The sequence below is a fragment of the Rhizobium sp. P1_E6 genome, from assembly GCF_056405875.1.
The window spans coordinates 41,079-66,987 of sequence record NZ_JBFUBG010000028.1 but is presented as its reverse complement, the minus strand read 5'-3'; the positions used below and the strand labels follow the sequence as shown (position 1 = coordinate 66,987).

The 25,909-nt window shown below is 60.8% G+C and carries 26 protein-coding genes and 1 tRNA gene; 7 read left to right on the top strand and 20 right to left on the bottom strand.

What is annotated here, in order from left to right:
- The 7 genes from ytfQ to pcsA form a co-directional block, all read right to left on the bottom strand.
- The coding region (ytfQ, locus tag AC1D35_RS16265; protein WP_007826690.1) for a galactofuranose ABC transporter, galactofuranose-binding protein YtfQ at positions 1-962 on the bottom strand (962 nt) is incomplete at its 3' end.
- A gap of 144 nt (positions 963-1,106) precedes the next feature.
- The gene (locus tag AC1D35_RS16260; RefSeq protein ID WP_113310111.1) at positions 1,107-2,183 is read right to left on the bottom strand and encodes a BMP family ABC transporter substrate-binding protein; all 1,077 of its coding nucleotides are present in this window, start codon (positions 2,181-2,183) and stop codon (positions 1,107-1,109) included.
- Between the two features lie 54 nt (positions 2,184-2,237).
- Entirely contained in the window at positions 2,238-3,158 is a 921-nt protein-coding gene (locus AC1D35_RS16255; protein ID WP_113310112.1) for an ABC transporter permease, read from the bottom strand.
- Entirely contained in the window at positions 3,155-4,240 is a 1,086-nt protein-coding gene (locus AC1D35_RS16250; protein WP_113310195.1) for an ABC transporter permease, read from the bottom strand. Before AC1D35_RS16250 ends, AC1D35_RS16255 begins: the two co-directional genes overlap by 4 nt.
- Positions 4,230-5,798: an ABC transporter ATP-binding protein gene (locus tag AC1D35_RS16245; RefSeq protein WP_113310113.1), complete on the bottom strand. Its 1,569-nt coding sequence runs from the start codon at positions 5,796-5,798 to the stop codon at positions 4,230-4,232. Before AC1D35_RS16245 ends, AC1D35_RS16250 begins: the two co-directional genes overlap by 11 nt.
- Before the next feature lie 39 nt (positions 5,799-5,837).
- Positions 5,838-6,818 (bottom strand): quinone oxidoreductase family protein, encoded by a 981-nt coding sequence (locus tag AC1D35_RS16240; RefSeq protein ID WP_113310114.1) that lies wholly within the window; start codon positions 6,816-6,818, stop codon positions 5,838-5,840.
- 10 nt (positions 6,819-6,828) lie between these two features.
- Positions 6,829-7,554, bottom strand: a complete 726-nt coding sequence (pcsA, locus tag AC1D35_RS16235) for a phosphatidylcholine synthase (protein ID WP_113310115.1) — start codon at positions 7,552-7,554, stop codon at positions 6,829-6,831.
- 246 nt (positions 7,555-7,800) lie between these two features.
- On the opposite strand from pcsA, the gene AC1D35_RS16230 reads away from it, so the two are divergent.
- Positions 7,801-8,613, top strand: a complete 813-nt coding sequence (locus AC1D35_RS16230) for a ferredoxin--NADP reductase (RefSeq protein ID WP_113295575.1) — start codon at positions 7,801-7,803, stop codon at positions 8,611-8,613.
- Positions 8,614-8,661: 48 nt separating this feature from the next.
- Here AC1D35_RS16230 and AC1D35_RS16225 read toward each other — a convergent pair whose 3' ends face one another.
- From AC1D35_RS16225 to AC1D35_RS16180, 10 genes are all read right to left on the bottom strand, one after another.
- Positions 8,662-9,276, bottom strand: coding sequence for a GntR family transcriptional regulator (locus AC1D35_RS16225; protein WP_113310116.1), 615 nt, complete (start codon positions 9,274-9,276; stop codon positions 8,662-8,664).
- A 115-nt stretch (positions 9,277-9,391) separates the two neighbouring features.
- Positions 9,392-10,594, bottom strand: coding sequence for an ABC transporter permease (locus AC1D35_RS16220; protein WP_113310117.1), 1,203 nt, complete (start codon positions 10,592-10,594; stop codon positions 9,392-9,394).
- Positions 10,584-11,300, bottom strand: a complete 717-nt coding sequence (locus AC1D35_RS16215; RefSeq protein WP_113310118.1) for an ABC transporter ATP-binding protein — start codon at positions 11,298-11,300, stop codon at positions 10,584-10,586. The genes AC1D35_RS16220 and AC1D35_RS16215 overlap by 11 nt, the downstream gene beginning before the upstream one ends.
- A gap of 12 nt (positions 11,301-11,312) precedes the next feature.
- Positions 11,313-12,611, bottom strand: coding sequence for an efflux RND transporter periplasmic adaptor subunit (locus AC1D35_RS16210; RefSeq protein WP_113310119.1), 1,299 nt, complete (start codon positions 12,609-12,611; stop codon positions 11,313-11,315).
- 266 nt (positions 12,612-12,877) lie between these two features.
- Positions 12,878-13,774, bottom strand: a complete 897-nt coding sequence (locus AC1D35_RS16205) for a sugar kinase (protein WP_113310120.1) — start codon at positions 13,772-13,774, stop codon at positions 12,878-12,880.
- Positions 13,771-14,802, bottom strand: a complete 1,032-nt coding sequence (locus tag AC1D35_RS16200) for an ABC transporter ATP-binding protein (RefSeq protein ID WP_477939076.1) — start codon at positions 14,800-14,802, stop codon at positions 13,771-13,773. The genes AC1D35_RS16205 and AC1D35_RS16200 overlap by 4 nt, the downstream gene beginning before the upstream one ends.
- On the bottom strand, positions 14,802-16,316 hold the full coding sequence (gene argH / locus AC1D35_RS16195; RefSeq protein ID WP_113310122.1) for an argininosuccinate lyase: 1,515 nt from the start codon (positions 16,314-16,316) through the stop codon (positions 14,802-14,804). Before argH ends, AC1D35_RS16200 begins: the two co-directional genes overlap by 1 nt.
- Before the next feature lie 3 nt (positions 16,317-16,319).
- Positions 16,320-17,177, bottom strand: a complete 858-nt coding sequence (locus AC1D35_RS16190) for a carbohydrate ABC transporter permease (RefSeq protein WP_113295583.1) — start codon at positions 17,175-17,177, stop codon at positions 16,320-16,322.
- A complete protein-coding gene (locus AC1D35_RS16185) occupies positions 17,174-18,121 on the bottom strand; it encodes a carbohydrate ABC transporter permease (protein WP_113310123.1) in 948 nt (315 codons plus the stop codon). Before AC1D35_RS16185 ends, AC1D35_RS16190 begins: the two co-directional genes overlap by 4 nt.
- Before the next feature lie 9 nt (positions 18,122-18,130).
- A complete protein-coding gene (locus AC1D35_RS16180) occupies positions 18,131-19,387 on the bottom strand; it encodes an extracellular solute-binding protein (protein ID WP_113310196.1) in 1,257 nt (418 codons plus the stop codon).
- A 263-nt stretch (positions 19,388-19,650) separates the two neighbouring features.
- On the opposite strand from AC1D35_RS16180, the gene AC1D35_RS16175 reads away from it, so the two are divergent.
- From AC1D35_RS16175 to AC1D35_RS16165, 3 genes are read left to right on the top strand one after another with little or no spacing between them, the layout of a single operon-like run.
- Positions 19,651-20,871, top strand: coding sequence for an ROK family protein (locus AC1D35_RS16175; RefSeq protein WP_113310124.1), 1,221 nt, complete (start codon positions 19,651-19,653; stop codon positions 20,869-20,871).
- 35 nt (positions 20,872-20,906) lie between these two features.
- Positions 20,907-23,303 (top strand): PIG-L family deacetylase, encoded by a 2,397-nt coding sequence (locus tag AC1D35_RS16170; RefSeq protein WP_113310125.1) that lies wholly within the window; start codon positions 20,907-20,909, stop codon positions 23,301-23,303.
- A gap of 10 nt (positions 23,304-23,313) precedes the next feature.
- Positions 23,314-24,192 (top strand): DMT family transporter, encoded by an 879-nt coding sequence (locus AC1D35_RS16165; protein WP_477939072.1) that lies wholly within the window; start codon positions 23,314-23,316, stop codon positions 24,190-24,192.
- Here AC1D35_RS16165 and AC1D35_RS16160 read toward each other — a convergent pair.
- Positions 24,189-24,425: a hypothetical protein gene (locus tag AC1D35_RS16160; protein WP_477853360.1), complete on the bottom strand. Its 237-nt coding sequence runs from the start codon at positions 24,423-24,425 to the stop codon at positions 24,189-24,191. The genes AC1D35_RS16165 and AC1D35_RS16160 overlap by 4 nt on opposite strands.
- On the bottom strand, positions 24,426-24,599 hold the full coding sequence (locus AC1D35_RS16155; RefSeq protein ID WP_477853362.1) for a hypothetical protein: 174 nt from the start codon (positions 24,597-24,599) through the stop codon (positions 24,426-24,428).
- A gap of 45 nt (positions 24,600-24,644) precedes the next feature.
- On the opposite strand from AC1D35_RS16155, the gene AC1D35_RS16150 reads away from it, so the two are divergent.
- The 3 genes from AC1D35_RS16150 (at position 24,645) to AC1D35_RS16140 (ending at position 25,463) form a co-directional block, all read left to right on the top strand.
- A tRNA-Lys gene (locus AC1D35_RS16150) sits at positions 24,645-24,720 on the top strand.
- A 43-nt stretch (positions 24,721-24,763) separates the two neighbouring features.
- The gene (locus AC1D35_RS16145) at positions 24,764-25,192 is read left to right on the top strand and encodes a helix-turn-helix domain-containing protein (RefSeq protein ID WP_477853364.1); all 429 of its coding nucleotides are present in this window, start codon (positions 24,764-24,766) and stop codon (positions 25,190-25,192) included.
- Position 25,193: 1 nt separating this feature from the next.
- Positions 25,194-25,463, top strand: coding sequence for a hypothetical protein (locus tag AC1D35_RS16140; protein WP_007826745.1), 270 nt, complete (start codon positions 25,194-25,196; stop codon positions 25,461-25,463).
- 127 nt (positions 25,464-25,590) lie between these two features.
- Here AC1D35_RS16140 and AC1D35_RS16135 read toward each other — a convergent pair whose 3' ends face one another.
- Positions 25,591-25,770: a hypothetical protein gene (locus AC1D35_RS16135; RefSeq protein WP_113295590.1), complete on the bottom strand. Its 180-nt coding sequence runs from the start codon at positions 25,768-25,770 to the stop codon at positions 25,591-25,593.
- Positions 25,771-25,909 lie beyond the last annotated feature (139 nt).

Here is a 25,909-nt window from a genome sequence, read left to right as displayed (position 1 = left end):
CAGTAACCCTGACCCTTCTTCTCTTCGTAGACCTTCATCGGGTCGTCGGCAGGCGTGTAGAGCTTGGACTCGGTCTGGATCCACTTCGGCGGAGCCTTCTTGTCCTTCAGGTAGGCATCGAGCGCATCGAAGGCCGGGCCTGCCATGTTCGGCGTCAGCTCGACCGTGGCATTGGCCTCACCCTCGGACATGGCCTTGAAGATATCGGGCACGGCGTCGATGGAGACGACGAGGATATCCTTGCCGGGCTTCAGGCCGGCTTCCTTGATCGCCTGGATGGCGCCGACGGCCATGTCGTCGTTATGGGCGTAGAGAGCGCAGATATCCTTGCCGCCATTCTCGGCCTTCAGGAAGCTTTCCATGACTTCCTTGCCCTTGGTGCGGGTGAAGTCACCGGTCTGGCTGCGAACGATCTTCAGGTTGTCGTGGCCGGCAAGGGCCTCTTCGAAGCCCTTCTTGCGTGCGATGGCCGGCGACGAACCGGTCGTGCCCTGCAGTTCGACGACATTGCACTTCTTGTCGCCGACCGTCTTGACCAAGAAATCGCCGGCGACCTTGCCTTCGTGGACCAGGTCGGAGGTAACAGCCGTCAGGTAGAGATCATCAGGAGCCTTGATGGTGCGGTCGAGCAGGATGACCGGAATCTTGGCTTCCTTGGCTTCCTTCAGAACGTCGTCCCAGCCGGTTTCGACAACAGGAGCAACGAGAATGGCATCGACGCCCTGAGCGATGAACGAGCGCAGTGCCTTGATCTGATTTTCCTGCTTCTGCTGCGCATCGGCAAACTTCAGATCGATGCCGCGCTTCTTGGCCTGCTCCTTGGTCACGGTCGTTTCAGCCGCACGCCAGCCCGATTCCGAGCCGATCTGCGAGAAGCCAACGGTCAGGCCGGCAGCCGAAGCCGAACCGAACATGCAGGCAGCCAGAATCGTGGCACTCAAAAGTGCAGTCTTCAATTTCATGATTTCCTCCCAATGCCGCATCTCGCGGCGCAGGGTCAAAAAATCATATAGTATTACTTTTGTAAATGAGCATTTTGGTATGCACCGCAGCAAAAAAGGCGCCCCCGGGAGGAGCGCCTTTCGCAACTGCGAATTGCAGTTTTGTTATTGCGCCGGCAGCTTGTCGTCGACGCCCTCGATGTAGAAGTTCATGCCGAGCAGCGTGCCGTCATCCGCCTTTTCGCCGGCCTTCAGCCAGGGCGTACCGTCCTGCTTGTTGATCGGGCCAGTGAAGGGGTGCAGTTCGCCGGATTTGATCTTGGCTTCGGTTTCCTCAGCCATCTTCTTCACATCGTCAGGCATGTTGGTGTAGGGCGCCATCTTGAGGATGCCGTCCTTTAGGCCGTCCCAGCTCTGCTCGGACTTCCAGGTGCCGTCCAGAAGCGCATGGATGCGCTTGGAGTAGTAGTTACCCCAGGTGTCGACGATTGCCGTCAGCTGCGCCTTCGGGCCGGCTGCGATCATGTCGGATGCCTGACCAAAAGCGTGGATGCCACGCTCTTCGGCAACCTGCATCGGCGCGGTCGTGTCGGTGTGCTGCGTCAGCACGTCGACGCCCTGGTCGATCATGGCCTTGGCAGCGTCGGCTTCCTTGCCTGGATCGAACCAGGTGTTGACCCAGATGACCTTCAGCTTGAAGCTCGGATCGATCGACTTGGCGCCCTGTTCGAAGGAGTTGATGCCCATCACGACTTCGGGAATCGGGAAGGAAGCGATGTAGGCAGCGCCGTGGTTCTTCGAGGTCCTGGCGGCGATCTGGCCGAGGATGTAGCGGCCTTCATAGAAGCGCGAGTTGTAGGTCGCGAGATTCGGGCCGGCCTTGTAACCGGTGCCGTGCTCGAACTTGACGTCCGGGAACTTGGCAGCAACCTTGACCGTAGCGTCCATGAAGCCGAAGGACGTCGTGAAGATCAGCTTGCAGCCGGAGCGGGCAAGGCGCTCGATGGCGCGCTCGGCATCCGGGCCTTCCGGAACGTTTTCGAGGTAAGGCGTATCGATCTTGTCGCCGAATTCGGCCTGAACCTGCTGGCGGCCGAGATCGTGTGCCTGCGAATAACCGCCGTCGGTGTGCGAACCGACATAGACGAAGCAGACCTTCGTCTTGTCCGCTGCTTCGGCGGCCGAGGATATGCCGATGACAGCGGCAGCCGATGCGGCAAGTGTGAGTGCGAACTTCTTCATGATGACCCCTGTTGGTTTGAAGATTTTCCGGAAACCCGTCTCTATGTTCTTGTTCTATCGCTCCGGTACGAAGGCTTTTCCAAGCGAAGCGGGCGTGTTGATCAACGTCGTGCGCCGATTATGAGAAATGATGATCAGAACCACAATAGTCGCGGCATAGGGCAGCATCGAGAGAAACTGCGAGGGAATGCCGAGACCAAAGGCCTGCGCATGAAGCTGCAGGATCGTGACCGCTCCGAACAGGTAGCCGCCGGCAAAGACCCGCCACGGGCGCCAGGAGGCGAAAACGACGAGCGCAAGGGTAATCCAGCCGCGACCGGCCGACATGTTCTCCGCCCATTGCGGCGTATAGACCAGCGAGAGCTGCGCACCGGCAAGACCAGCGCAGGCGCCGCCGAACATGACTGCCAGATAGCGCGTGCGAATGACGTGAATGCCAAGCGCATGGGCGGAACCATGACTGTCGCCGATCGCCCGAAGCTTGAGGCCGGCACGGCTACGGAACAGGAACCAGCTCACGCCGAAAACCAGCGCGATCGACAGGTAGAAGATGAAATCCTGCTTGAAGAGAACCGGGCCGATGACCGGAATATCGGACAGGATGGGAACCACGATCTCCTCCAGCCGGATACCCTGCACGCTGACATAGGCCTCGCCCAACTGGCCGGATAGACCGAGACCGAGAAGGGTGAGTGCGAGACCGGTTGCCACCTGGTTTGCCACCAGCGTCAGTGTCAGAAAGGCAAAAAGCAGCGAGAAAAGCGCGCCGGCGACAATCCCGCAGATGATTCCGACATAGGGCGATCCCGACATCTGCGCGCCGGCGAAAGCGGCGACCGCGCCCATGATCATCATGCCCTCGACGCCGAGGTTGAGGACGCCGGAGCGCTCCGTCACCAGTTCGCCGAGTGCTGCGATGACGAGCGGTGTCGAGGCCGTGATGACGGTCAGAAGAATGGCTTCGAAGATGCTCATGCCGCGCTACCCTTCACCCGCGACCAGATAATGCGAATTTTGTAATAGATCAGCGTATCGCAGGAGAGCACGAAGAAGAGGATCAGTCCCTGGAAAACGCGGGTGACCTTGTCCGAGACGCCGATCGAAAGCTGTGCGGCCTCGCCCCCGAGATAGGTCAGTGCCAGCACCAGCCCCGAAGCGACGACGCCAAGCGGATTGAGACGGCCGAGAAAGGCGACGATGATGGCGGTGAAACCGTAGCCCGGCGAGATCGCAGGCTGCAGGTGACCGATCGAGCCCGAGACTTCGCAAATGCCGGCAAGGCCGGCCAACGCGCCGGAGAAGAGGAAGCTGAACCAGATCATCCTCTTCGACGAGAAGCCTGCAAAACGCCCTGCCCGTTCCGACTGGCCAAGCACGACGACTTCGAAACCCTTCAGCGTGAAGCGCATCATGAACCAGACGAGGACGGCCGCGACGATGGCGAAGATGAAACCCCAATGGGCGCGTCCCGATTCCTCCCATATCGCCGGCACGATCGCTTCCGGCGCAAAGTCGCGGGAAACAGGGAAATTGAACCCCTTCGGATCACGCCATGCGCCGCGTATCAGCCAATCGAGATAAAGCTGGGCGATATAGACCAGCATCAGCGACGTCAGGATCTCGTTGGTATTGAAATGGGCCTTCAACAGCGCCGGAATGGCGGCAAACAGGGCGCCGCCGAGCGCGCCCAGGATCAGCATCAGCGGCAGCACAAGCGGCGAATGCCAATCGTAGAAGACGATCGGGATATAGGAGCCGGTGATCGCGCCGATGGTGAATTGGCCTTCGGCGCCGATGTTCCAATTGTTGGAGCGATAACAGACGGCAAGGCCGACGGCGATCAGGATCAGCGGGGCAGCCTTGATCGCCAGTTCGTGCAGCGACCAGACTTCCAGAAGCGGCTCGAGAAAGAAGGCGTCAAGCGCCTCGAGCGGATCCTTGCCGAGCATGGCGAACATGATGGCGCCAAATATCAGCGTCAGTACGAGAGCGAGAAGCGGTGAAACGAAGGCATAGAGTTTCGAGACCTGCGGGCGCTTTTCAAGCTCAATGCGCATGAGCAGCCTCCGCGCCATGCGTGTTTTCATGCAGGCCGCCCATCAGCAGACCGATCTTTTCGCGCGTCAGGTCACCGGCCGGATAGGGCTTGGAAAGACGTCCCTCGGAAATGACGGCGATGTCGGTCGCCACCTCGAAGATCTCGTCGAGATCCTGGCTGATGACGACGACAGCAGAACCGGCTTTTGCAAGATCGACGAGAGCCTGGCGAATACGGCTTGCGGCACCTGCGTCCACGCCCCATGTCGGCTGGTTGACGACGAGGACAGCCGGTTGGCGATCAAGCTCGCGGCCGACGATGAATTTCTGCAGATTGCCGCCGGAGAGCGAACCTGCGGCGGGATCATCGCCGCTCTTGCGGACATCCATGACCTCCGAAATGCGCCGGGCGGCAGATTTCACCGCGCCGTGGCGGATGATGCCGAGGAGACCGAGGAAGGCTTTGCGGTCCGACTGGCTGCGGGCCAGTACCAGGTTGTCGGAGAGCTTCATGGCGGAGACGGCCGCATGTCCGTGCCGCTCCTCGGGCACGAAGCCGGCGCCGAGCAGCCGGCGGGCGGTGATGCCCTGAGTACCGACGGGTTTCTTTCTAATAATGATCGCTTCGGCAGACGAGACTGGATATTCGCCTGACAGCGCATCGAAAAGCTCGCTTTGTCCATTGCCGGCCACACCGGCGATTGCGAGGATTTCTCCCGAGCAAACGGCCAGAGAGACATTGCGTAGCGGCATGGCAAACGGTGTCCGCGCGCCGACGGAGAGGTTCGAGACGGCAAGCTGCACCTCGCCCTTGTCGTTGCGCTCGGGATGAGTAACGGCAGCAACCTCGCTGCCGACCATCATGCGGGCGAGAGAGGCGGGCGTCTCCTGCTTGGGATCGCAAGCACCGGTCACGCGGCCGTGGCGGAGCACGGTGGCGCGATCGCAGATGCGCTGCACCTCTTCCAGGCGATGGCTGATATAGAGAACGGAGCGACCCTCGGCTCGCAGCTTGAAGAGGGTTTCGAAGAGCTTGTCGGCCTCCTGCGGCGTCAGCACCGATGTCGGCTCGTCCAGGATGATGAGCTTCGGGTTCTGCAGCAGCGCGCGGACGATTTCAATGCGCTGGCGCTCACCGACCGAGAGATCGGCGACATGCGCATGCGGGTCGAGCGGCAGGCCATAGGCCTCAGACAGCGCCCTCGCCTCCTCGGCGATCCTGCCGATCGGAATGCTGTCGTCGAGAGAAAGCGCGATGTTTTCGGCAACAGTCAGCGCCTCGAACAGCGAGAAATGCTGGAAGACCATACCGATGCCAAGCTTGCGGGCCTCGCCCGGCGAGGTGATCGTGACCGGCCTGCCCTCCCAGAGGATCTGCCCGTCCGTCGGCTCCAGAACGCCGAAGAGCATTTTGACGAGTGTGGATTTGCCTGCGCCATTTTCGCCGAGAAGCGCATGAATCTCGCCCGGCGCTATATCGAGATCGATTTCATTGCATGCGGCAAAGCTACCGAAGAATTTCGTGAGCTTCTGGACCGATAACAACGCACCGGAAGCCGGCACATTCAATGGCGACACGTTCCCCTCATTTCTTCTGCCGATCGGTCCGTTTGGATCTCATGGAATCAGCAGTGTCGTTCCGGTTGTTTTTCTTGTTTCCAGATCCGTGTGGGCCCGCCCAACCTCACGCAGCGGATAGGTTTGGTTGATATTGATACGCACTTTGTTGCCCTGCACAACATCAAATAGATTGTTTGCACAATCGGTGAGTTCCCGAGGCGTGGCAATATAGGTGAAGAGCGTCGGGCGCGTGGCATAGAGCGAGCCCCTTTGGGCGAGATGCGCCATCGTAAAGTTCTCAATCGCGCCAGAGGATTGGCCGAAGGATGCAAAGAGACCTCGCGGCTTCAGACAATCCAGCGATTGCGGGAAAGTATCGCGGCCGATCGAGTCATAGACCACGTCGACACCCTTGCCGCCGGTGATTTCCCGCACGCGCTCGGCGAAGTTCTCGGTCTTGTAGTTGATGACATGGTCGTAGCCGTGGTCGAGGGCCAGCTGGACTTTGTCGGCGGAGCCTGCCGTGCCGATGACAGTTGCCCCGAGCGCTTTTGCCCACTGGCCGGCAATCAAGCCGACGCCTCCGGCTGCGGCATGAAACAGCAGAACGGTCTGGGGGCCGACCTTGAAGGTGCGGTTCAGGAGATACTCGGCCGTCATACCCTTCAGCATCATGGCAGCCGCCGTTTCCAGGCTGATGCCGTCGGGCACCTTTACCAGATGTTTCGTCTCAATATTGCGTTCGGCACTATAGGCGCCATCGGCACTGGCGTAGGCGACGCGGTCGCCGACGGCGAAATCGCTGGCGCCAGGGCCAGTGGCGGTGACAACGCCGGCGCCCTCCTTGCCGGTCACGAAGGGCAGATGTGGTGCCTTATAGGTGCCGTCGCGAAAATAGACGTCGATGAAATTCAGGCCGATGGCATCCTGGCGGATCTGCACCTGACCCTCAGAAGGCGGCGGCAGATCGATATCGACATAGTCGAAAACCTCAGGGCCACCGTTTCTGGAAAAAGAAACCGCCTTCGTCTTTGCCATGCTGCTTACCTCACTTGCGTCCAAGCGCCGGGAAGAATTGGAGCACCCCACCGATGACGTAAAGGTAGATGCCGCTCACGATGAAGAGAACGACCGCCCATTGCGGCATGTCGAAATGCATCAGCAGCGAATAGGCGCCAAGCGCCGACCACAGGAGAAAGATGCCGAGGTTCAGTGGGCGCAGGCGCTGGACGCGCACGGGATGCAGGAAATTGATCGGCAAAAAGGTCAGGATCACGGAAACGGTGACGACGATAAAGGCCGTCGTCTCGCTCGCATGCATCACGAAGAGTGTGAAGACCACCATGTTCCAGACGACGGGGAACCCGGAGAAGAAATACTCCTCTGTCTTCATGCCCATATCGGCGTAATAGATGGCGCTCGACACGACGATCATGCCGGCGGCGGCAAAAGACCAGGGCTCGCCGATCATGCCGCTCTGATAGAGCGCGAAGGCCGGCAGCAGCACATAGGTCACGTAGTCGATGATATTGTCGAGCGTATCGCCCGACCAGTTGGGCAGGACTTCCTTGACACGCACCTTGCGGGCGATCGGCCCGTCGATACCATCGACCAGGAGCGCAAGCCCCAGCCACCAGAACATGTCGACGAAACGGTGCTCGGCGGCGGCGACTACACCGAGAAATGCCAGAAAAGAACCGGAGGCCGTCAGGATATGGACGGAAAATGCGCGCATTTCCGCGTAAGGAACGCGCTTGTAATTGAAAATCTTCATGTTCCCCCGTACTACCTGTCGCGCCCGCGCCGCGGCGGGCGTCGTTTTTTGCCTAATATGCATCCTTTGAATAGCTTAGCCAGCGCAAAAGCGACAGTTCGCCACAGGCGGTGAATCCTGACCGTGACATGCATATTTCGCTCCCCAGCCATGCGATGGAATGGATTGCCTTTAATTTAGCGGGGTTTTGTAATATCTGCCTCGCATGCCGATGATTATCCTGCGAACGACGAGCCCGATATCGAAATGAACGCTCCTGCAAAGACCGAAGAATTCGCTTCCGCTATCCCTGCCGGCGTCTATGCCGAGACGGTGCTGAGTGTGACGCATTACACCGACCGGCTTTTCCGCTTCACGATGACCCGGCCGGATGGCTTCCGTTTCCGTTCTGGCGAGTTCGCGATGATCGGCCTCATGGTCGACGGCAAACCGGTCTTCCGCGCCTACTCGATCGCGAGCCCCGCCTGGGCCGAAGAGCTGGAATTCTTTTCCATCAAGGTGCCGGACGGTCCGCTGACTTCGCATCTGCAGCTCATCAAGCCGGGCGACCAGGTGCTGATGCGCAAAAAGCCGACGGGTACGCTGGTTCTCGATGCGCTGACCCCGGGCAAGCGCCTTTACATGTTCTCCACCGGCACCGGCATCGCACCTTTTGCGAGCCTCATCCGCGATCCGGAAACCTATGAGAAGTTCGACGAGGTCATCCTTACTCATACGACGCGCGAGATTTCCGAGCTGAAATACGGCTTCGACCTCGTGCACGAGATCCAGAACGACGAGCTCCTCAAGGAAGTGGTCGGCGACAAGCTGCGCCACTATGCGACCGTCACCCGCGAAGACTTCGAATATCGCGGCCGCATCACCGACCTGATCTCCTCCGGCAAACTCTTCACCGATCTCGGCGTGCCGCCGATCGATCCGGCTGTTGACCGCGGCATGATCTGCGGTTCGTCGGCCATGCTGAAGGACACGAAGGAGCTTCTGGAGAAGGCCGGCCTTGACGAAGGCGCCAACAGCAAGCCCGCAGAATTCGTCATCGAACGGGCCTTCGTCGGCTGAGGCCACGGTATAGATTTCACTGCAACGGCTCCGGAAACGGGGCCGTTTCTATTTCTGGCTCAGATAATCGATCAAATCGGCCATTGCCTCGCGCGCCTGCTCGACCTCGCCCTGATGAATGGACCTGATGACCGCGACGTGGAGAAAGATGGATCGATCCATGCGATCCGGATTGGCGGTCGAATACCAGAGGCGACGGGAGTGGGTCTGGACCGGCCCCAGCGCGGCGATCATGAAGCTGTTCGGGCAAGCATCCTCGAGGATCTCGTCAAAGGCTTTGTCGGCGGCGAAAAAACCCGCCAGATCGCCACGGACAGCGCATTCTTCCATCGCACGGGCGCAGGTGACAAGCCGTCCTCTCTGCTCCTCATTGGCAGCATCGGCGACAAGAGCTGCCGCAACCGGCTCCAGCTTGCGGCGCACCTGCATGACATTGGCGTGGTCTTCAGCGTGAATTTCGGCAACCTGCAGGCCGACGCGCGGCTTCACCACAATCAGACCCTGCCAGGCAAGTTTCTGGATCGCTTCGCGTACCGGCGTGCGGCCATGGCCTGCAAGATCGATAAGCTGCTTTTCCGTCACCAGCGCGCCAGGTGCCAAAGCCAGCGTCACGATGGCGTGCTCCAGGGCTAGGTAGGCGAGATGGCTTAGAGATTCCTGCATACGGGCGAATCCGAGTCTGATATATCAATACTGGCACGCTTAGGTGCTAAAGACAAGTTTTCCTGATATATCAAAGCCATGCGGTGTGCGAGAAGAACACTCCCAATCGTGCCACTTATTCGTGGCGCAATGCCTCGATCGGATTGAGCTGTGCAGCTCGCCTCGCCGGGAAGAAGCCGAAGATCATGCCGATTGCCGCCGAGAAGACGAAGGCGATGAAGATGATGAGCGGGCTGACCACGAAGGGCACATTGAGGAAGCTGACCGTACCGTATGCAAGCGTCAGGCCGAGCATGATGCCGGCGATACCGCCAAACAGCGACAGGGCGACGGCTTCGACGAGGAATTGCGTCAGCACCTGATTTTCAAGCGCGCCGATGGCAAGGCGAATGCCGATCTCGCGGGTGCGCTCCGTTACCGACACCAGCATGATATTCATGATGCCGATGCCGCCGACGAGCAGACTGACGGCAGCGACTGCGCCAAGCAGGCCCGTCAGCAGCGTCGTCGTGCCTGTCATGGCTTCGGCGATCTGCGTCATGTCATTGACGTTGAAATCATCCTGGCGGCCGGGGATGATCTTGCGGCGCTCACGAAGCAGGTTCTCGACATCTGCCTGCACCTTTGATGTCGAGACGCCGTCACGCGCTGAAATGAGAATCGTCGGCACATTGGAGCTGCCGCTGATGCGGCGCTGGAACACCTTGACCGGCATGATGACGGCATCGTCCTGGTCGTTGCCCATGCCGGACTGACCGCGCTTTGCCAGGACGCCGATAACAGGGCAGGAAACCTTGCCGACACGGATCAGCTGGCCGGTTGGGTCGGAGGCGCCAAACAGTTGCTCACGCACGGTTTCACCGATGATGCAGCGCGACTGACCGCGCTCTTCGGCCGGCGTGAATTCACGACCGAGCGCCAGATCCCAGTCCTGCGCGACGAAATAGTCGTTGGTCGTACCGTAGACGGTGGTCGAATGGTTCTGGCCGCCGAAAATAACGGTCGCCGTCGACTGGTTGGACGGCGCCACCGCCCGCAACCCAGGAACCTGATCGCGGATCGCTTCGACATCCTTCAGCGAGAAGCGCCGGGCCTCGGAACTGGCGCGGCCAGGGCCGAACTGACCGGGACGCACGAAGAGCATATTGGTGCCGAGGCGCGAAAGCTCGGTCGAAACCTGCGCCGTCGTACCATTGCCGATGGTGACGAGCGCGATGACGGCGGCGACGCCGATGACGACGCCAAGCACGGTGAGGAAGGAGCGCAACAGATTTCTGCTGATCGCGCGCAGTGCCAACTTCAGCGTTTCAAAGAACATGCTCTGCCCTCCGCCGATGCTCCATCTCGGTTTCCAGCTTGCCGTCGACGAAGCGCAGCAGGCGTCCCGCATAGGCGGCGATGTCGGGCTCATGCGTGACCATAACGATGGTGATACCCTGTTCACGGTTCAGCCGCGTCATCAGATCCATGATCTCGATGCTGGTCCTGGTATCGAGATTGCCGGTCGGCTCGTCGGCGAGCAGCAAAGCCGGCTCCGTGACGATAGCGCGGGCGATCGCCACGCGCTGCTGCTGACCACCGGAGAGTTCCTGCGTCTTGTGATGCTCCCTGCCCGACAGACCAACGAGGCCAAGTGCCTCATTGGCCCGCTTGCGCCGCTCGCCAACTGCCATGCCGCGATAGATCAGCGGCAGTTCGACGTTCTCGACGGCGGAGGTACGCGACAGGAGATTGAAGCCCTGGAAGACGAAGCCCAGCATATGGCGGCGCAGAAGCGTCAACTGGCCGCGATCGAAGCCACCCGTCGAAATGCCCTGGAAGACATAGTCGCCCGATGTCGGTACATCGAGGCAGCCGAGGATATTCATCGCCGTCGACTTTCCGGAGCCGGACGGTCCCATGATCGCGACGAATTCATGCGCTCGGATCGAAAGATCCACGCGGTCGAGCGCGCGGATGGCCGCAGCGCCCTCGCCATAGATTTTCGAGACTTGCCTGAATTCGAGAAGCGGCGGGCGTTCCATCATCGGCTCCCGTCAGTTTGTCCGTGCCGCGGTATCGGTGATGATCGCATCCTTTTCGGTAAGCTCGCCCGAGGTGACCTGAGTGAACTGGCCATCGGAAGAACCGACCTGGATCACGACCGGTACCGGGTGGCCGTTGCGAAGCACCCAGACGCGGCGTTGCGTCCCGGTCAGCTTGGAATCACCGCCCCCACCGCTGCGAGGCAGACGCGGCGGACGGAGCAAGCTGAAAATCCCACGGCCGCCACGCGTTTCCATCTGCGGCGGGGCGTAACGAAGGGCGGCATTCGGAACCATCAGCGTATCCTTGACGGCCTCAACGGTGATGTCGGACGTTGCCGTCATGCCGGGGCGTAGCAGCAGGTCGGCATTGTCGACCGAAAGGACCGCCTTGTAGGTGACGACATTGTTGACGACTTCGGAGGCGAAACGGATCTGCTCGATGACGGCCGGAAAGGTGCGATCCGGATAGGCGTCGACCGTGAAGCTCGCCTTCTGGCCAACGGCGATCTGGCCGACATCGGCTTCATCGACATCCACCTGCAGCTCCATCTTCTTGAGATCGCCGGCAAGGGTAAAAAGCACCGGCGCCGAGAGCGAGGCAGCAACAGTCGCGCCCGGATCGACGGAGCGGGTCAGAATCACGCCGTCGATCGGCGAGACAATCTTCGCCTTGGCAAGGTTGACCTCGGCAAGCTGAAGGTCTGCCTCGGAGGCCAGCACTTCGGCCTCGTTTATATCCTTGGCGGCGACGGCCGAGTCATATTTGTAGGTCGCGTCGTCGAGGCTCTGCTGCGTGGAGACGTTGCTTTTGACGAGGCTCTTCAGACGGTCGAGCGAGGTCGCGGCCGATTGCAGATCGGCATTTGCCTTGACGACATTGGCCTTGGCCGAATTGAGCTTCGCGCGCGAGCTCTTCAAGTCGGCTTCCAGCTTGTTGGTGTCGAGAACGGCCAGAACGTCGCCTGCCTTGACCGTGCTGTTATAATCGACATTGACGTCGCGCATCGTGCCGGACAGTTCGCTCGATATATCGACCTGTTCGGTTGGCTGGACGGAGCCTGTGGCGGTGACAAGTACGGTCAGATCGCCGCGCTTGACCGGCTGCGTCGTATAGCTGACTTCGGCGCTGCCGCGGCCCATGTAGAAATAGGCTGCAGCTGCGGCGGCCAGAATCACGAGCACCAGAACGATCAGGCGCCCACGCCAGCGGCGGCCCCTGCTCCGCCGTCCGGTGGCCAGCACGGCAGCCAAGTCGGCATTCGCCCCGGTTACAGAACCGGTCTCTTTGCCAGCCTCCAGATTGTCCATGTCATCCTCGAGATATGCTTCGCCGCGTTGGGCCTGTTCGCGGCAGAATAATCACAACGAAGATGAACCCAACATTACCGTTGCCCCCATGATGGTACGGAAATGCGGCCGAAAAACATGAAATATTCGTAAGGAAACAGCCGGATGGCGCTCACAGTGCAAGCAGCGTGCTAGGAATGGGCGGATTCAAGCCTAACACTTATGGTTGCAACACCAATTCACTGAGAGGGCCGCGGCCTGAGGGGCCGCAGCATCGTACCCCAGATCTAACGCGCGGGCAGGATCGCGGCGCCGCCGGCCGCCTGAACTGCGAGGCTGCCCGTGGCAATGCCCTCACGCAGGAAAACATCGGCACTCGCGCCGCCAAGCCAGGCATGGATGAGACCGGCGTTGAAGGCATCGCCCGCCCCGGTCGTATCCACGACCTTGACGGTGGGGGCATTCTGATGAAGCCGCACATCGCCGGAAGCGAAATAAGCGCCGCCGGCACCGGCTTTCAACGCCACCGCCGGGAAGCGCGCGGCGAGCCTGTCCAGCGCTTCGGCCGGATCGGAGCATCCAGTGATGGCAATGGCTTCCTCGACATTCGGAAGGAAGAGATCGATGCCCTCGCAGCGATCGAGGAAATCATGTTGGTAGATCAGCGTTTCGTCCCAGCTCGGATCGAGCGATACGGTGAGGCCGTTCTCCCTCGCCTTTGCGACTAGGCCGGGGATTTCCGCCAACGTGGCAAATTCGGCGATGTGCAGGTGACGCGCCTCGCTCCAGGCAAGCGCCTCGCCAAGAGTTGCCGGTTCAGCGCCGCCGGCACGACGGGACAGAAAGGCCCGCTCCTCGCCATTGTTGATCGCGACGGTGACCTGTGGACCGGCATCAGCCGCCCGGTCGAGAAAGCGAAGATCGACGCCGCTCGCTTCCAGTTCCGCGATCAGGCCATTCGAAAGCCCATCGGTGCCGAGACGGGAGAGCAGAGCCGTCTTGCGGCCGATATGGGCGGAATAAGCGGCCATGATGAAAGAGCCGCCGCCCGCTGCAATGCGCAGGTCATCCGCAAAGAGCTCACGCCCGAGCACGGGCATGGTCTCCAGTCCCGTGAAAATCAGGTCGCAATAGATCCGGCCGATGCTGAGCACCGCGGATCGCATGTCATTATCAGATGTCATTGGCGCCCGAGGGCCTTTTCCGTTTTTGCATCGAAAACATAGAGAGCACCGGAGGCTGCATGGGCATTCACGGTGCTGCCGACGGCCGGTATCACCTTACCGGGTGCGGTTGCAATCACGGACGTGCCCGCCACATCGAAATGCACCAGCGTTTCGGCGCCGAGCGRCTCGACGGCCGTCACCGTGCCCGAGAGCGAAAGGACGCCCGTGCCTTCGCCGATAACCAGATCATGCGGGCGCACGCCGATCAGATGCGGACCGCCCGGCCCGATGCGCAAACCATCGGCCGCGGCTGTGCCCGGCAGAAGGTTCATCGACGGGCTGCCGATGAAGCGCGCGGTGAAGACATCGGCGGGGTTCTCGTAGATATCCATCGGCGTTCCCGCCTGCAGGATGTGGCCATCCTTCATGACGACGATACGGTCGGCCATGGTCATGGCCTCGACCTGATCGTGGGTGACATAGACGATCGTCGTGCCGAGCCGCTGGTGCAGGCGCTTGATCTCGATGCGCATCTGCGTGCGCAGCTGGGCGTCGAGATTCGACAACGGCTCGTCGAAGAGGAAGGCGGAGGGGTTGCGCACCATGGCGCGGCCGATCGCGACACGCTGGCGCTGGCCGCCGGAAAGTGCGGCYGGACGACGGGCGAGATAATCCGTCAGTCCAAGAATCTGCGCCGTCTCGTCGATGCGCTTGTCCTTATCCGCCTGCGAAAGCTTGGAGGTGTAGAGACCGAAGCCGATATTCTGGCGCACGCTCATATGCGGATAGATGGCGTAGTTCTGGAACACCATGGCGATGTTTCGTTGTTTCGGTTCGCGCTCGTTGACCACCTCGCCGCCGATCTTCAGCGTGCCGCCGGAAATATCCTCGAGACCGGCGATCATGCGCAGCGTCGTCGACTTGCCGCAGCCGGACGGGCCGACGAAGACGACGAATTCACCGTCGGCAATCGCAAGATCGATGCCGTGCACGACACCCAGCTTGCCGTAGCGTTTGACGAGCCCCTGCAGTTCGATATTTGCCATCAGGCGGTCCCCATCAATGCCGTGAATCTGGTTTGAAGTTCCTCAGCAGCGGCGGCTTCGCGCGCTGCGTTTTCCTGCGCATCTGCGGCGAATGCGGCAGCCTTTTCCTGGTAGGCTGCGAGCGCATCCGCCATCGGTGCCGGTGCGGGACCGCCGAAGCGGGCACGAACGGCAACGAAATGTTCCGGCGAGACAATCTCGGCAAACTGCACCTTGTCGATGTCGGGTTTGCGGCCCGCCAGTTCCTCGAAAGCTGTGAGGAAGGGCTCGTAGCCATCATCCGAAAGACCACCACCCTTGGCGACCACGGCACGTGCGACGGTTGCGGCAATCTCGTGCGCTTGGCGGAAGGAAAGCCCTTCGAGGCGGACCAGTGAATCCGCCAATTCCGTGATGGTGATGCAGGAACGGCGGATATTATTTGCCACGCGCTCGGGGTCGATGCTGATCTGGGAGATGAAGGCGGCCAGCAGGTCGAGCACACGCCCGGCCGAGTGGAAGGCCTCATAGCCCATGCCCTGCGTTTCGCCCTCGCTATCGTTCATATCGGTGAAGGGCGTGTTGTGCATGACGTCGAGCACGGTGCGGGCGCGGCCAAAGGTCTGGCTCGCCAGATGGCGCATATGCTCGATCGGCACCGGATTGCGCTTCTGCGGCATGATCGAAGAGATCTGCACCAGCGCATTCGGCACATAGATCTGGCCGACCTCGAAGCTCGTCCAGAACTGGAAGTCCTGGATCAGGCGGCCGAGATGGAGGAACATCAGCTCGATCGCGCTATAGGTCGACGTCGTGTAATCGACCGCTGCGATACAGCTGTAGGAATTGCGCAGCGGCGCGGCAAAGCCCAGCAATTCGGCGACGCGGGCGCGGTCGATCGGGAAACCCGACGTGGTGATCGCTGCCGCTCCCATGGGGCTCAGGTCGACGATCTCACGTGCTTCCGCAAAACGCTCGATATCGCGGATCAGCACTTCGATTGCGGCCGACAGATAATGGCCGAACGTGGTCGGCTGCGCCGGCTGGCCATGTGTATAGGCGACAATCAGAGTGTCCTTCTCCCAATCAGCCGTGGCGATCATCGCGTCGAGCAGCTTGCGCGCCTTGACCATCAGCGCATCGATACGCTCCTTCAGACCGAGTTTGAAAAGCGTATGGTCGATATCGTTGCGCGAGCGCGCCGTATGCAGGCGGCCGGCGATATCAACACCGATGCGGGCTTTCAACTCCTTCTCGATCAGGAAGAAAAAGTCTTCCACCTCTCCGGTATAAACGAGCTTTTCCGGGTCGATGTCGCGGTCGATCGCCTCAAGTGCACCGGCGATCTTGCCCGCCTGCTCGCGGTCGAGAATGCCGGTTTCGACCAGCATGACGAGATGAGCGCGGTCGATGCGGCGGAAGCCGTCGACATGATGCGTCTTGGCGCCGTCGAAGAGCGGCTTCAGCACCGTTTCCTTATAGACCGGATCAGGAAAGACGCTCCTGTCGGCGAGGCGCGGATTGGTTTCGGTCATGTTTTATCCCTTCAGACCGGCCAGCATGACGCCGCGCACGATGTAGCGCTGCAGCACCAGGAAGACGAGCAGCGTCGGCAATGTCGCGAGAGCTGCGCCGGTCATGATCATTTCCCATTGGATGGATTGCTCGACGGCAAAGCTCGATAGCCCGACCGGCAGCGTGTAGAGTTCGCGGCTGGTGGTCACGATCAGCGGCCAGAAGAAGGCCGTCCAGTTGCCGAGGAAGGTGAAGATGGCCAGCGCCGAGAGTGCCGGTGTGACGAGCGGCATCGCCACTTTCCACCAGATCTGGAATTCGTTCAGGCCATCGATGCGCGCAGCCTCGAGGAAGTCGTTCGGGACCGTCTCGAAGAACTGCTTCATCAGGAAGGTGCCGAACGCTGTCATCATGCCCGGGAACATGATGCCCCAGTAGCTGTCGAGCCAGCCGAGCTGCGCCGACATCAGATACCAGGGGATGACCAGCATTTCCGTCGGGATCATCAGGGTCGAGAGGATCGCCAGGAAGATCAGGTAGCGGCCGCGGAACTCGAACTTGGCGAGCGTATAGCCGACAAGGCTGTCGAAGAAGACATTCGAGAGCGTCACCGTGCAGGCAACGATTGTCGAATTCAGGAACCAGCGCATGAAGCGGCCGTCCGAGAGAACCGTGATGTAGTTCTGCAGCGTCGGCTCGGCCGGGATGAGGCGCAGGTCATAGACCTGGCCTGCCGTCTTCAGTGAGGTCGAGAACATGAAGAGCAACGGCGAGACCATGATGAGGCCGCCGATGAAGAGCAGCGTCCAGATGATGATCGCGCCGGGACGGATATTGGCTTTCGGCAGCGGCGCCGCGGTATTGGTCGTCACGGCACTCATTTGCGTTCCCTCAGGATCCAGAGCTGCAGCAGGGAAACGCAAAGCAGGATGGCGAATAGCACCACGGTCTGCGCCGCCGCATAACCCATGTTGTAGGATGAAAAGGCCGTCTGATAGATCATCAGAACCAGAGGCTTGGTCGATCCGAGCGGGCCGCCGGGATCGTTCGTCGTCATGTTGTAGACCTGGTCGAAGATACGCAGGAAGCCGATCGAGGAGAAGACGACGAGGAAGACGGTCGTCGGCTTCAGCAGCGGCAGCGTGATCTTCCAGAGGATCGGCCATTCGCCGAGTCCATCGATCTTGGCTGCCTCGTAGAAGGTGCTCGGAATGGCGCGAAGGCCGGCCATGAAGATGATGATCTGGAAGCCGAGGCCCGCCCAGATGGAGGTCACCATGATCGACGGCAGAGCCTGGTCGACGGAGCGAATGAACTGCTGCTGCGGCAGGCCGATCATGCCGAGCACATCGTTGATGACGCCAATCGGGGCCGGCTGGTAGAACCAGCGCCAGACCCAGGCCATGGCCGCAGCCGTCGTCAGGAACGGCAGGAAATAGAGCGCACGGATCAACCCGTGCAGCAAGCGCACGCGATCCAGGAAGAATGCCACGACGAAAGATATGATCAGGCTCAGCGGCGTGCCGATGATGAGATAGGTGAAGGTGTTGCGGAAAACCTTCCAGAACTGCGGGTCGTTATAGAGCTTCACATAATTGGCGACGCCGATGAAYTTCGGCGGCTTCATCAGGTTCCAATTGGTGAAGGACAGGTAGAAGGCCTGCAGCGTCGGGTAAAAGCGGATCACGCAGTAAAACAGGATCGGCAGGGCCAGGAATGTCCAGACCCAGACGAGGCGCTTCTGGCGCATCGTCAGCCGATCCCAGAACGATCCGGCGGGACGGCTGACAGCCGCCCCTTCCGTATTCGCGGGTGCGGAGCTCATGGCCGTCCCTTATTTGCTCTTGGCATTGTCGATGATTTCCTGCTCGGCCGTTGCGGCCTGGGCAATGGAATCCTCGGGCGACTGTCCCTCGAGCAGCACGCGGTTGACCATGTCGATAGCGTTCTGGCGCTGGCCAGCTTCATCGACGAAGAGCGAGGTGTGGGAGTAAGCGAGCGCCTTGAGGAATGGCGCATAGATCGGGTTCTTGAGGTTCTCGTCGGTCAGAGCGGCCTCGCGGCGGGCCGGCAGTTCGCCGACCGTGCCGAGCCAGATCTTCATGGCTTCGGGCGAGGTCACGTAGGCGAGAAACTTCTTGGAGGCCTCCAGCTTTTCACCTGATACCTTGGCGCCAATGCCGTTGGCAAAGTAGCTCGCATAATTGGAACGCAGGCCGTCGGCGTTTGCCGGCAGCTCAGTGACGCCCCATTCGAAATCCTTGATGCTGCCGAAGGAGCCGAGACGGAAGGTGCCGTCGATGGTCATCGCCGCCTTGCCGCCGCGGAAGGCAGCCTGGCCTTCATCCATGAAGCCGGTCTGGCCGACTTTCTTTTCGGTCTGCAGGCTAGTGTAGAATTTCAGCGCCTTGACGCCGGCATCGCTATTATAGGTGACCTTGGAATAGTCAGCCGTGTAGGGTTCGCCGCCATACTGGCGGATCAGCACTTCGCGCCACCACTGGTGATCCTGGCCGCCCATGTCGAGCGTCGTGCCCTCGACGGCAATGTTGCCAGCGGCATCGCGCTTGACCGTCTTTTCGGCGGCAGCCACGAATTCATCGACAGTCTGCGGCGGCTTGTTCGGGTCGAGGCCGGCTTCCTGGAAGAGCTTCTTGTTGTAGAAGAGAGCCAGCGAACGGACGGCGGTCGGCAGGCCATAGTAGTCGTCACCACGCTTCATGGCTGATACGATCGGGAAGAAATCCTTCTCGATCTGGTCGTGCGGGAAAGCGTCGGCCGGCAGCGGCTGCAGCAGCCCGCCGGCGATGAACTGATCGAGCCAGCCATAGAACAGCTGCATCACGTCAGGACCGTTGCCGGCAAGATTGGCAGCAACGACGCGCGTCTGATAGTCGGCATAAGGGAAAGTCGTCTGCTTGACGGTGATGTCGGGATTGGCCTTCTCGAAATTGGCGATCAGCTGGTCCATCGCCTTGACGCGGGTGTCGTAGACATACTGCCAATACTCGATTTCGACCGCCTGGGCGCTATTGACCGCAACCATGCTGATGCCCGCGAACAGGCCGGCAAACAAAACTCCGCGACGCATATTATCCCTCCATGCCGAGCCGGCTTTCATGCCGCTCGCGCTCATCTGGTTCCCCAGGGCCTTCCGCGATTTTGCCGGCGCCCCAATTTGATTCGCTCGGGAAGATGGAACTGAGGCTCCTCCTTCCTCGGCATCGCAAATGCGACCCATTCAGGCTGGTTGGGATGGAAGGCTTTGTCAATAAGATAATTTAGTTTAATTATTCTATTGCCCCTTTCATGATATGGGCGTTATCCATAGCGACAGAGACGGGGGGCGGAGAGATGAGACGGCAATCCGGCAAGCAGCAGATCGCTATGGGCAAGAACCCTGAGCGCAGCCGCGACCACAATCGCCGTGTCGTACTGGATCTCGTGCGCATGCATGGCTCGCTCGGCCGCATGCATATCGCCAAACTCACGCATCTGACCGCGCAGGCCGTCGCCAATATCGTCGATGAACTCGTCAGCGAAGATCTGCTGATGGAAATCGGCCGCCTGCGCTCCGGCCGGGGCCAACCGCCGATCCAGTTTGCCGTCAACCCTGATGGTGCCGTCACGATCGGCGTCGAAATTGCCGCCGACCATATGGTGACGACCGTGCTCGACCTCTCCGGCAAGTTACGCTCCGAAACCATCATGCCGGTGGAGAATACCAGCCCCGAGCACATCGTTCCGCTCTTCGCCGGCGAGGTGAAGAAGGTTCGCAAGCGCTTCCCCTCCAAGCTTCTCGGCATCGGCGTGGTCATGCCCGGCCCCTTCGAAATCGAGGGCATGAGCTCGGTCGGCCCGACCACCCTGCCCGGCTGGAGCAGCATCAATCCGGCGGCCGTCCTCAGCGAAGCCAGCGGCGAGACCGTCATTGTCGAAAACGACGCGAACGCGGCGGCTGTCGGTGAGCGACTGTTCGGTGCGGGTCGCGCCATTTCCAATTTCGGCATGATCTATTTCGGAGTCGGCGTCGGTCTCGGCCTCATCCATGACGGTGCGCCCTTCCGCGGCGCTTTTGGCAATGCCGGCGAAATCGGCCATGTGGTCGTCGCCCCGCGCGGCAAACCCTGCCCCTGCGGTCAGCGCGGCTGCCTGGAGCGCTATGCCTCGCTGCATGCACTGAAGGAAAAGCTCACCGAGGCCGGCTATGCGAATGCCGATTTCGCGGCGGTCGAGGTGCTGCACCGCAATGGTAACCCCGTTGTGAAGGAGTGGATCGCAGAGACCGCGGACTATCTTTCACCGATGGTGGCAATGCTGGAGAACATCCTCGATCCGGAAACAGTCATCCTCGGCGGCGCCCTGCCCGATGCCGTCATCGACGAGATCGTCGCGGCCATGCAGACGCTCCCGGTCTCCGTTGCCAGCCGGCGCACCCGCGCCCTGCCACGCGTCATCCGCGGTCAGACGGGCCAGCTCACCGCCGCGCTTGGCGCAGCCGCACTGCCGCTTTTCGAAGCCGTGACCCCCAAGCTCGACATTTCACCGACCGCCGTCGCCGATAACGCAGCTTAAGATGCGCGCCGCCGGTCTGCCCCAATGGAGGAACCATGCTGACCGATCGAGACCGTATTGAGAAACAGAAGCGGAGCCTTTCGCTCACGCGGCTGCACCGGGCGCTGTCGCGCCTGACCTCGACCGTCACCATGATGAATACCGGCGCGCATCCCGACGACGAGCACAACGGCCTGCTCGCCTACCTGCGCCTCGGCCTCGGCATGCGCGTCATCGTCGCCTGCTCAACACGCGGCGAAGGCGGGCAGAATGCGCTCGGCCCGGAACGGCTCGGCGCGCTCGGCATCCTGCGCAGCCGCGAGATGGAAGAAGCTGCCCGGGAGCTCGACGGCGACGTCCACTGGCTCGGCCACGGCCCTGATGATCCGATCCACGATTTCGGCTTCTCGAAGAATGGTGACCGGACCTTCGACCGATGGGGCGAGGAGCGCATCGTGGAGCGGCTGGTGCGGGCCTACCGCGCCGAGCGTCCCGATATCGTGCTGCCGACCTTCCTTGATGTGCCAGGCCAGCATGGGCACCACCGTGCGATGACACGGGCGGCGGAAACGGCGGTTGGACTTGCTGCCGATCCCACCGCTTTTCCCGAACATTTCGATGAGGGTCTGACGCCGTGGCAGGTCGCGAAATTCTATCTGCCCGCATGGTCGGGCGGCGGCGATACCTATGATGACGAAGTGCCGCCACCGGCCACGACGCTGCCGCTCGAAGCCACGGGTCTCGAACCTGTCAGCGGCGTCAGCTATACCCATGTCGGCGAGTGGTCGCGCTATTACCATGCCTCTCAGGGCATGGGCCGCTGGCACGATATCGGCGACAATGACTGGCCGCTGCATCTGAAGCTCAGCGCCGAAGGCTCGGTTACGGAAACCTCCATTCTCGATTCCCTTCCCTCGTCGCTTGCCGGTCTGGCACGCGAAACGGAGCTGCCGCAGGCCGTTGTCGATGCATTGATGCGGGCGGATGGCGCAATCGGCAAGGCGATCGAGCGTTTTCCGGAACGATCGGCCATCGTTGAAGCGTTGCTGCAGGCGGCGCATCAGATTGAAAAGGCGCTCGAGAACGCCCCTGAAACATTCCTCGAAACGCATGGGCACCGCCTGCGGCGCAAGCTGGTGGAAATCGATGCAGCGCTTTGCGAGGCCGAGCAGATCTTCGTCCGGCCGGTTGCCGAGCCCGCCGCGCTTTCGCCTGGTGCATCCGGCACGCTGATCCTTCATCTCGGCGGGAATGCAGGAACTGCCGTTGTAGGGGCTGACATAAGATTGCCGGAAGGCCTTTCGGCAAACCTGAAGGAAACCTCGCCGCAGCGGATCGTCTACGCGCTGACCTCGGCAGCGGATGCGCCGCTCACGCGGCAGTATCAGCCGGGATGGTCGAGCCTCGGCGGCAACGGCAATGCATCAGTCGACGTCAAGGCGCAGATCGGCAGCCGTTCGGTAAGAGTGACAGTGGATCTTGAGGAGCCGCTTACAGTCGCGCCGCAGCACTCGCTGAACCTTCAGCCCAATGCCTTCATCATCCCCTTGGATGGCGAGAGGTCGGAGTTGACGATCAAGGCCGCATCCGAAGGAAGCGTCGGCTTTTCCGCACCGCCCGGCTGGGCGGTCAGGCAGGCTGACGGCGCGCTTACGCTTTCACCGCCCGCCTCGATAACGCCCGGCCTCGTCACCATTTCGCCACTTGTGGACGGACAGCCGGCGATGCGCGTCTCGCCGATCGCCTATCCGCACATCGGCCGCACGAGCTTCCGCGAGCCGGAACTGCTGCGCGTCCTGGCGCTCGATCTCAAACTGCCTGATGGCGCCAGGATCGGCTATGTCGGCGGCGGTGCGGATCGCGTCGGGCTCTGGCTTGGCCGCATGGGGCTCGATGTCACCGAACTCGATGCGCAGGCGCTTTCCGACGATATCTCCCGCTTCACCACTATCGTCGTCGGCATCTTCGCTTTCGGCATCCGCAAGGATCTGGCCGCTGCCACCTCGCGCCTGCATCGCTTCGTCGAAGAGGGCGGACATCTTCTGACGCTCTATCATCGCCCCGTCGATGGCTGGCAGCCGGACGCCACCCCGCCGAAGCGGATCGATATCGGCTCGCCCTCAGTCCGCTGGCGGGTGACAGACCCCAAATCAGAGGTGACGATGCTGGAGCCTGCGCATCCGCTGCTGCAGGAACCGAACAGGATCACACCCGCCGATTGGGATGGGTGGGACAAGGAACGCGGCCTCTATTTCGCCGCCCGCTGGGACGATGCCTATGTGCCGCTTCTTGCGATGCACGACCCCGAAGAGCAGCCGCTCAAGGGCGCATTGATTTCGGCTGCGATCGGCAAGGGTCGCCATACGCATACGAGCCTCGTGCTGCATCATCAGCTCGACAAGCTGACATCAGGCGCGTTTCGGCTGATCGCCAATCTCGTTCAGCCTGCCTGAGGCGATAGGCATGGATGGCGGAATGGATGGCTCTGCTGCAGCCAGAGACAGCCGTTTCGGCATTCTCTGGCTGCTTTCCGACACAACGCTGGTAACCGGCATGACGGTGCTGGTGAAGATGCAGGGTGCATCCTATCCGGCGATCCAGCTCGTCTTCATCCGCGCGCTGATCGGGCTCGTCCTTATCCTGCCATTGATCTGGCGGCATCGGAGGCAGCTTGCCAATTCCAGGGATCCGTTGCGCAACATCATGCGCATCAGCTGCAATGCCATTGCGCTGACCAGCAATTTCATCGCACTCACCATGCTGCCGCTTGTCCTGGTCAATGCGCTCGGATTCACGCGGCCACTCGTTTCGATGCTGATGGCCGTCGTCATGCTCGGAGAAAGGATCAGCCGATGGCGGTGGATCGGCGCGGTGTTCGCCTTTGTCGGCGTGCTGATCATGCTGGCGCCGGATACGTTTGCCTGGAATCTCGGGCTGGCGGCGGTAGTGCTCTCCATCATCTTCGGCGCTCTGGCAACGATCCAGACGCGGATGCTGCATTACGAGAACACGACCGTCATGATGGTCTTCTATACGGCAGGCCTGACGGTCATTACTTTCATCCCTGCGCTTTTCGTCTGGCAGCCGGTACGCAGCGAAGACTGGCCTGCGCTGCTCGGCATTGGCCTTCTGGCACAACTCGGGCAATTCTGCTTCCTGCGGGCCTACCAGATCGCCAGCGCCAGCCTGCTCGCCCCGTTCGGTTATCTGTCGATCGTCTTTGCGACAGCGAGCGGTTATTTCTTCTTCGACGAAGTGCCCGATCTTCGCACGCTCATCGGCATCGTCGTCATTATCGGAACGCTGCGGGCGGTCGCCTTTCTGGAACGGCGGAAAAATTAGCGCAGGGTCGGATCGACGCTGCCGCGCAGCCAATCGCCGGCCACCGAGAGGACGCTGGCGCCGACCTCAGTCAACAGAGGCACGAAAGGCTCTTCCAGCGGCTGGTCGGTCACGAAGGTCTCGATTTCGGAAAATGAAATGCCGGGATAGCGACCAACGGCGCCGATCTTGCTGTGGTCGGCCACATAGACATTGGAACGACTCAGCGCGGCGAGCCGGATCTTGAGCTGCATCTAGTGCTTCGTGCGCTCGACAAGCCCGTATTCGACATCGAGGCCGTAGACGCCGATGATCGACAGGTCGAAGCTGCAGTTGCGGATCGCCTCGAATACTTCGTCGGCGCAAGAAATGTGCCCAGCGCCCCAATAAGGAGATTTTTTCGGTTGACCGCGATAGGTCGCCTGCATATGTTCCGCGCACTTCCGGCCGGGGTGCTTCGCACCGCGGAGAGTGAGAGCGTAGCTCAGCCGGTAGAGCAACTGACTTTTAATCAGTAGGTCTCGGGTTCGAACCCCGACGCTCTCACCATAAACTTTTCATTTTCGAGCTTTGCGACGCATCCAGCGAGCCGATGCAGTTCCATTCATCGATTAATTTCGCTCAAAATGATAACAAATCTTGCCAACGGAGAGCATCGGGCGATATTCCACCGATGGACGATTTTGATCACATAACTGGCCGACAGTTGGCGGCCGCCCGTGCTTTGCTGGGGATGGGTCAGGTTGAGTTGGCCGGCAGAGCAAATGTATCTGCTCCGACCCTGCGCCGTATGGAAGCCAGTGAGGGCACCGTCGAGGGTATTCGCAACAACGTCGCTTCAGTCGTTGCGGTTTTGGAAGCCGCCGGCATTACCTTCCTGGATGGGAACTATTCCGGTTCCGGCGGTCCAGGCGTCCGCCTGACGCAATCCACCGGCGCGTCGATCGATGTGCAAGAACGCGAGACGATTCAGTATCGCGAGTTTTATGAGAACGATGCACCTCCTGGTGCTGGAGGTTAAAATGGCGAAAACACCCAAAGAACCAAAGCTTGAGCATTCCGATTTCTCCGGCGAGTTCGAAGACGACGGCGTAACCGTGCTCGTCGACATACATCGGCCGGCGGGCACCAATGGCGATTGGACTCTCGAGGTCATTTCACAAACCGAAGTCGTGACGACCTGGGAAGATGCATTCGCCACGGATCTGGAAGCTTGGGAAGAGTTCCTGGCCACCGCAGAACGAGATGGCGTGCGAAGCTTTCTCGATGAGGATGAGCCGCTGGTGCATTGAGGGGATCAATCCGTTCCCTAGTGTCTCGTCGCGGCATGCCAATCCGCGCACTGCCACATGAAGAGACCTTGATGAGCTTCCAGCACTGGTGCCGGAAGCTCATCAATGCGAATCACAATGCTCGCCGTCAGTAGCTGCAGGAGCGACCATCCCTAGGCCTGAAGCCATCCGCACAGGCGCGATTCATCGAATCTCCCGGCACGTAACCTGAGGCGGAGCCGTAAGAATTCGGGGGAGTTGCACATGCCGTGAGCAGCGAGCTGCCGATCAGCGCTCCGGCTGCTACCAATGCCCGAAATCTGCTCATCGATGTTTCTCCTCGGTGGATGTTTCCGCGTCAATCTCTCACGCTAGCGCATACCAGCACCAAGCCGTCATCGCAACTGAACGACAGTACAAGCCGGCTCTCGGGCGCCGCAGCCGGCAGGCCGGATAAAGTAGCGAGA

Bases quoted from the DNA above. Each gene is read 5' to 3' on its own strand.
- AC1D35_RS16260 (WP_113310111.1), bottom strand. From the start codon at position 2,183: ATGAAGAAGTTCGCACTCACACTTGCCGCATCGGCTGCCGCTGTCATC.
- AC1D35_RS16255 (WP_113310112.1), bottom strand. From the start codon at position 3,158: ATGAGCATCTTCGAAGCCATTCTTCTGACCGTCATCACGGCCTCGACA.
- AC1D35_RS16250 (WP_113310195.1), bottom strand. From the start codon at position 4,240: ATGCGCATTGAGCTTGAAAAGCGCCCGCAGGTCTCGAAACTCTATGCC.
- AC1D35_RS16240 (WP_113310114.1), bottom strand. From the start codon at position 6,818: ATGGCAAAGACGAAGGCGGTTTCTTTTTCCAGAAACGGTGGCCCTGAG.
- pcsA (WP_113310115.1), bottom strand. From the start codon at position 7,554: ATGAAGATTTTCAATTACAAGCGCGTTCCTTACGCGGAAATGCGCGCA.
- AC1D35_RS16230 (WP_113295575.1), top strand. From the start codon at position 7,801: ATGAACGCTCCTGCAAAGACCGAAGAATTCGCTTCCGCTATCCCTGCC.
- AC1D35_RS16225 (WP_113310116.1), bottom strand. From the start codon at position 9,276: ATGCAGGAATCTCTAAGCCATCTCGCCTACCTAGCCCTGGAGCACGCC.
- AC1D35_RS16220 (WP_113310117.1), bottom strand. From the start codon at position 10,594: ATGTTCTTTGAAACGCTGAAGTTGGCACTGCGCGCGATCAGCAGAAAT.
- AC1D35_RS16215 (WP_113310118.1), bottom strand. From the start codon at position 11,300: ATGGAACGCCCGCCGCTTCTCGAATTCAGGCAAGTCTCGAAAATCTAT.
- AC1D35_RS16210 (WP_113310119.1), bottom strand. From the start codon at position 12,611: ATGGACAATCTGGAGGCTGGCAAAGAGACCGGTTCTGTAACCGGGGCG.
- AC1D35_RS16205 (WP_113310120.1), bottom strand. From the start codon at position 13,774: ATGACATCTGATAATGACATGCGATCCGCGGTGCTCAGCATCGGCCGG.
- argH (WP_113310122.1), bottom strand. From the start codon at position 16,316: ATGACCGAAACCAATCCGCGCCTCGCCGACAGGAGCGTCTTTCCTGAT.
- AC1D35_RS16190 (WP_113295583.1), bottom strand. From the start codon at position 17,177: ATGAGTGCCGTGACGACCAATACCGCGGCGCCGCTGCCGAAAGCCAAT.
- AC1D35_RS16180 (WP_113310196.1), bottom strand. From the start codon at position 19,387: ATGCGTCGCGGAGTTTTGTTTGCCGGCCTGTTCGCGGGCATCAGCATG.
- AC1D35_RS16175 (WP_113310124.1), top strand. From the start codon at position 19,651: ATGAGACGGCAATCCGGCAAGCAGCAGATCGCTATGGGCAAGAACCCT.
- AC1D35_RS16170 (WP_113310125.1), top strand. From the start codon at position 20,907: ATGCTGACCGATCGAGACCGTATTGAGAAACAGAAGCGGAGCCTTTCG.
- AC1D35_RS16165 (WP_477939072.1), top strand. From the start codon at position 23,314: ATGGATGGCGGAATGGATGGCTCTGCTGCAGCCAGAGACAGCCGTTTC.
- AC1D35_RS16160 (WP_477853360.1), bottom strand. From the start codon at position 24,425: ATGCAGCTCAAGATCCGGCTCGCCGCGCTGAGTCGTTCCAATGTCTAT.
- AC1D35_RS16155 (WP_477853362.1), bottom strand. From the start codon at position 24,599: ATGCAGGCGACCTATCGCGGTCAACCGAAAAAATCTCCTTATTGGGGC.
- AC1D35_RS16145 (WP_477853364.1), top strand. From the start codon at position 24,764: ATGCAGTTCCATTCATCGATTAATTTCGCTCAAAATGATAACAAATCT.
- AC1D35_RS16140 (WP_007826745.1), top strand. From the start codon at position 25,194: ATGGCGAAAACACCCAAAGAACCAAAGCTTGAGCATTCCGATTTCTCC.
- AC1D35_RS16135 (WP_113295590.1), bottom strand. From the start codon at position 25,770: ATGAGCAGATTTCGGGCATTGGTAGCAGCCGGAGCGCTGATCGGCAGC.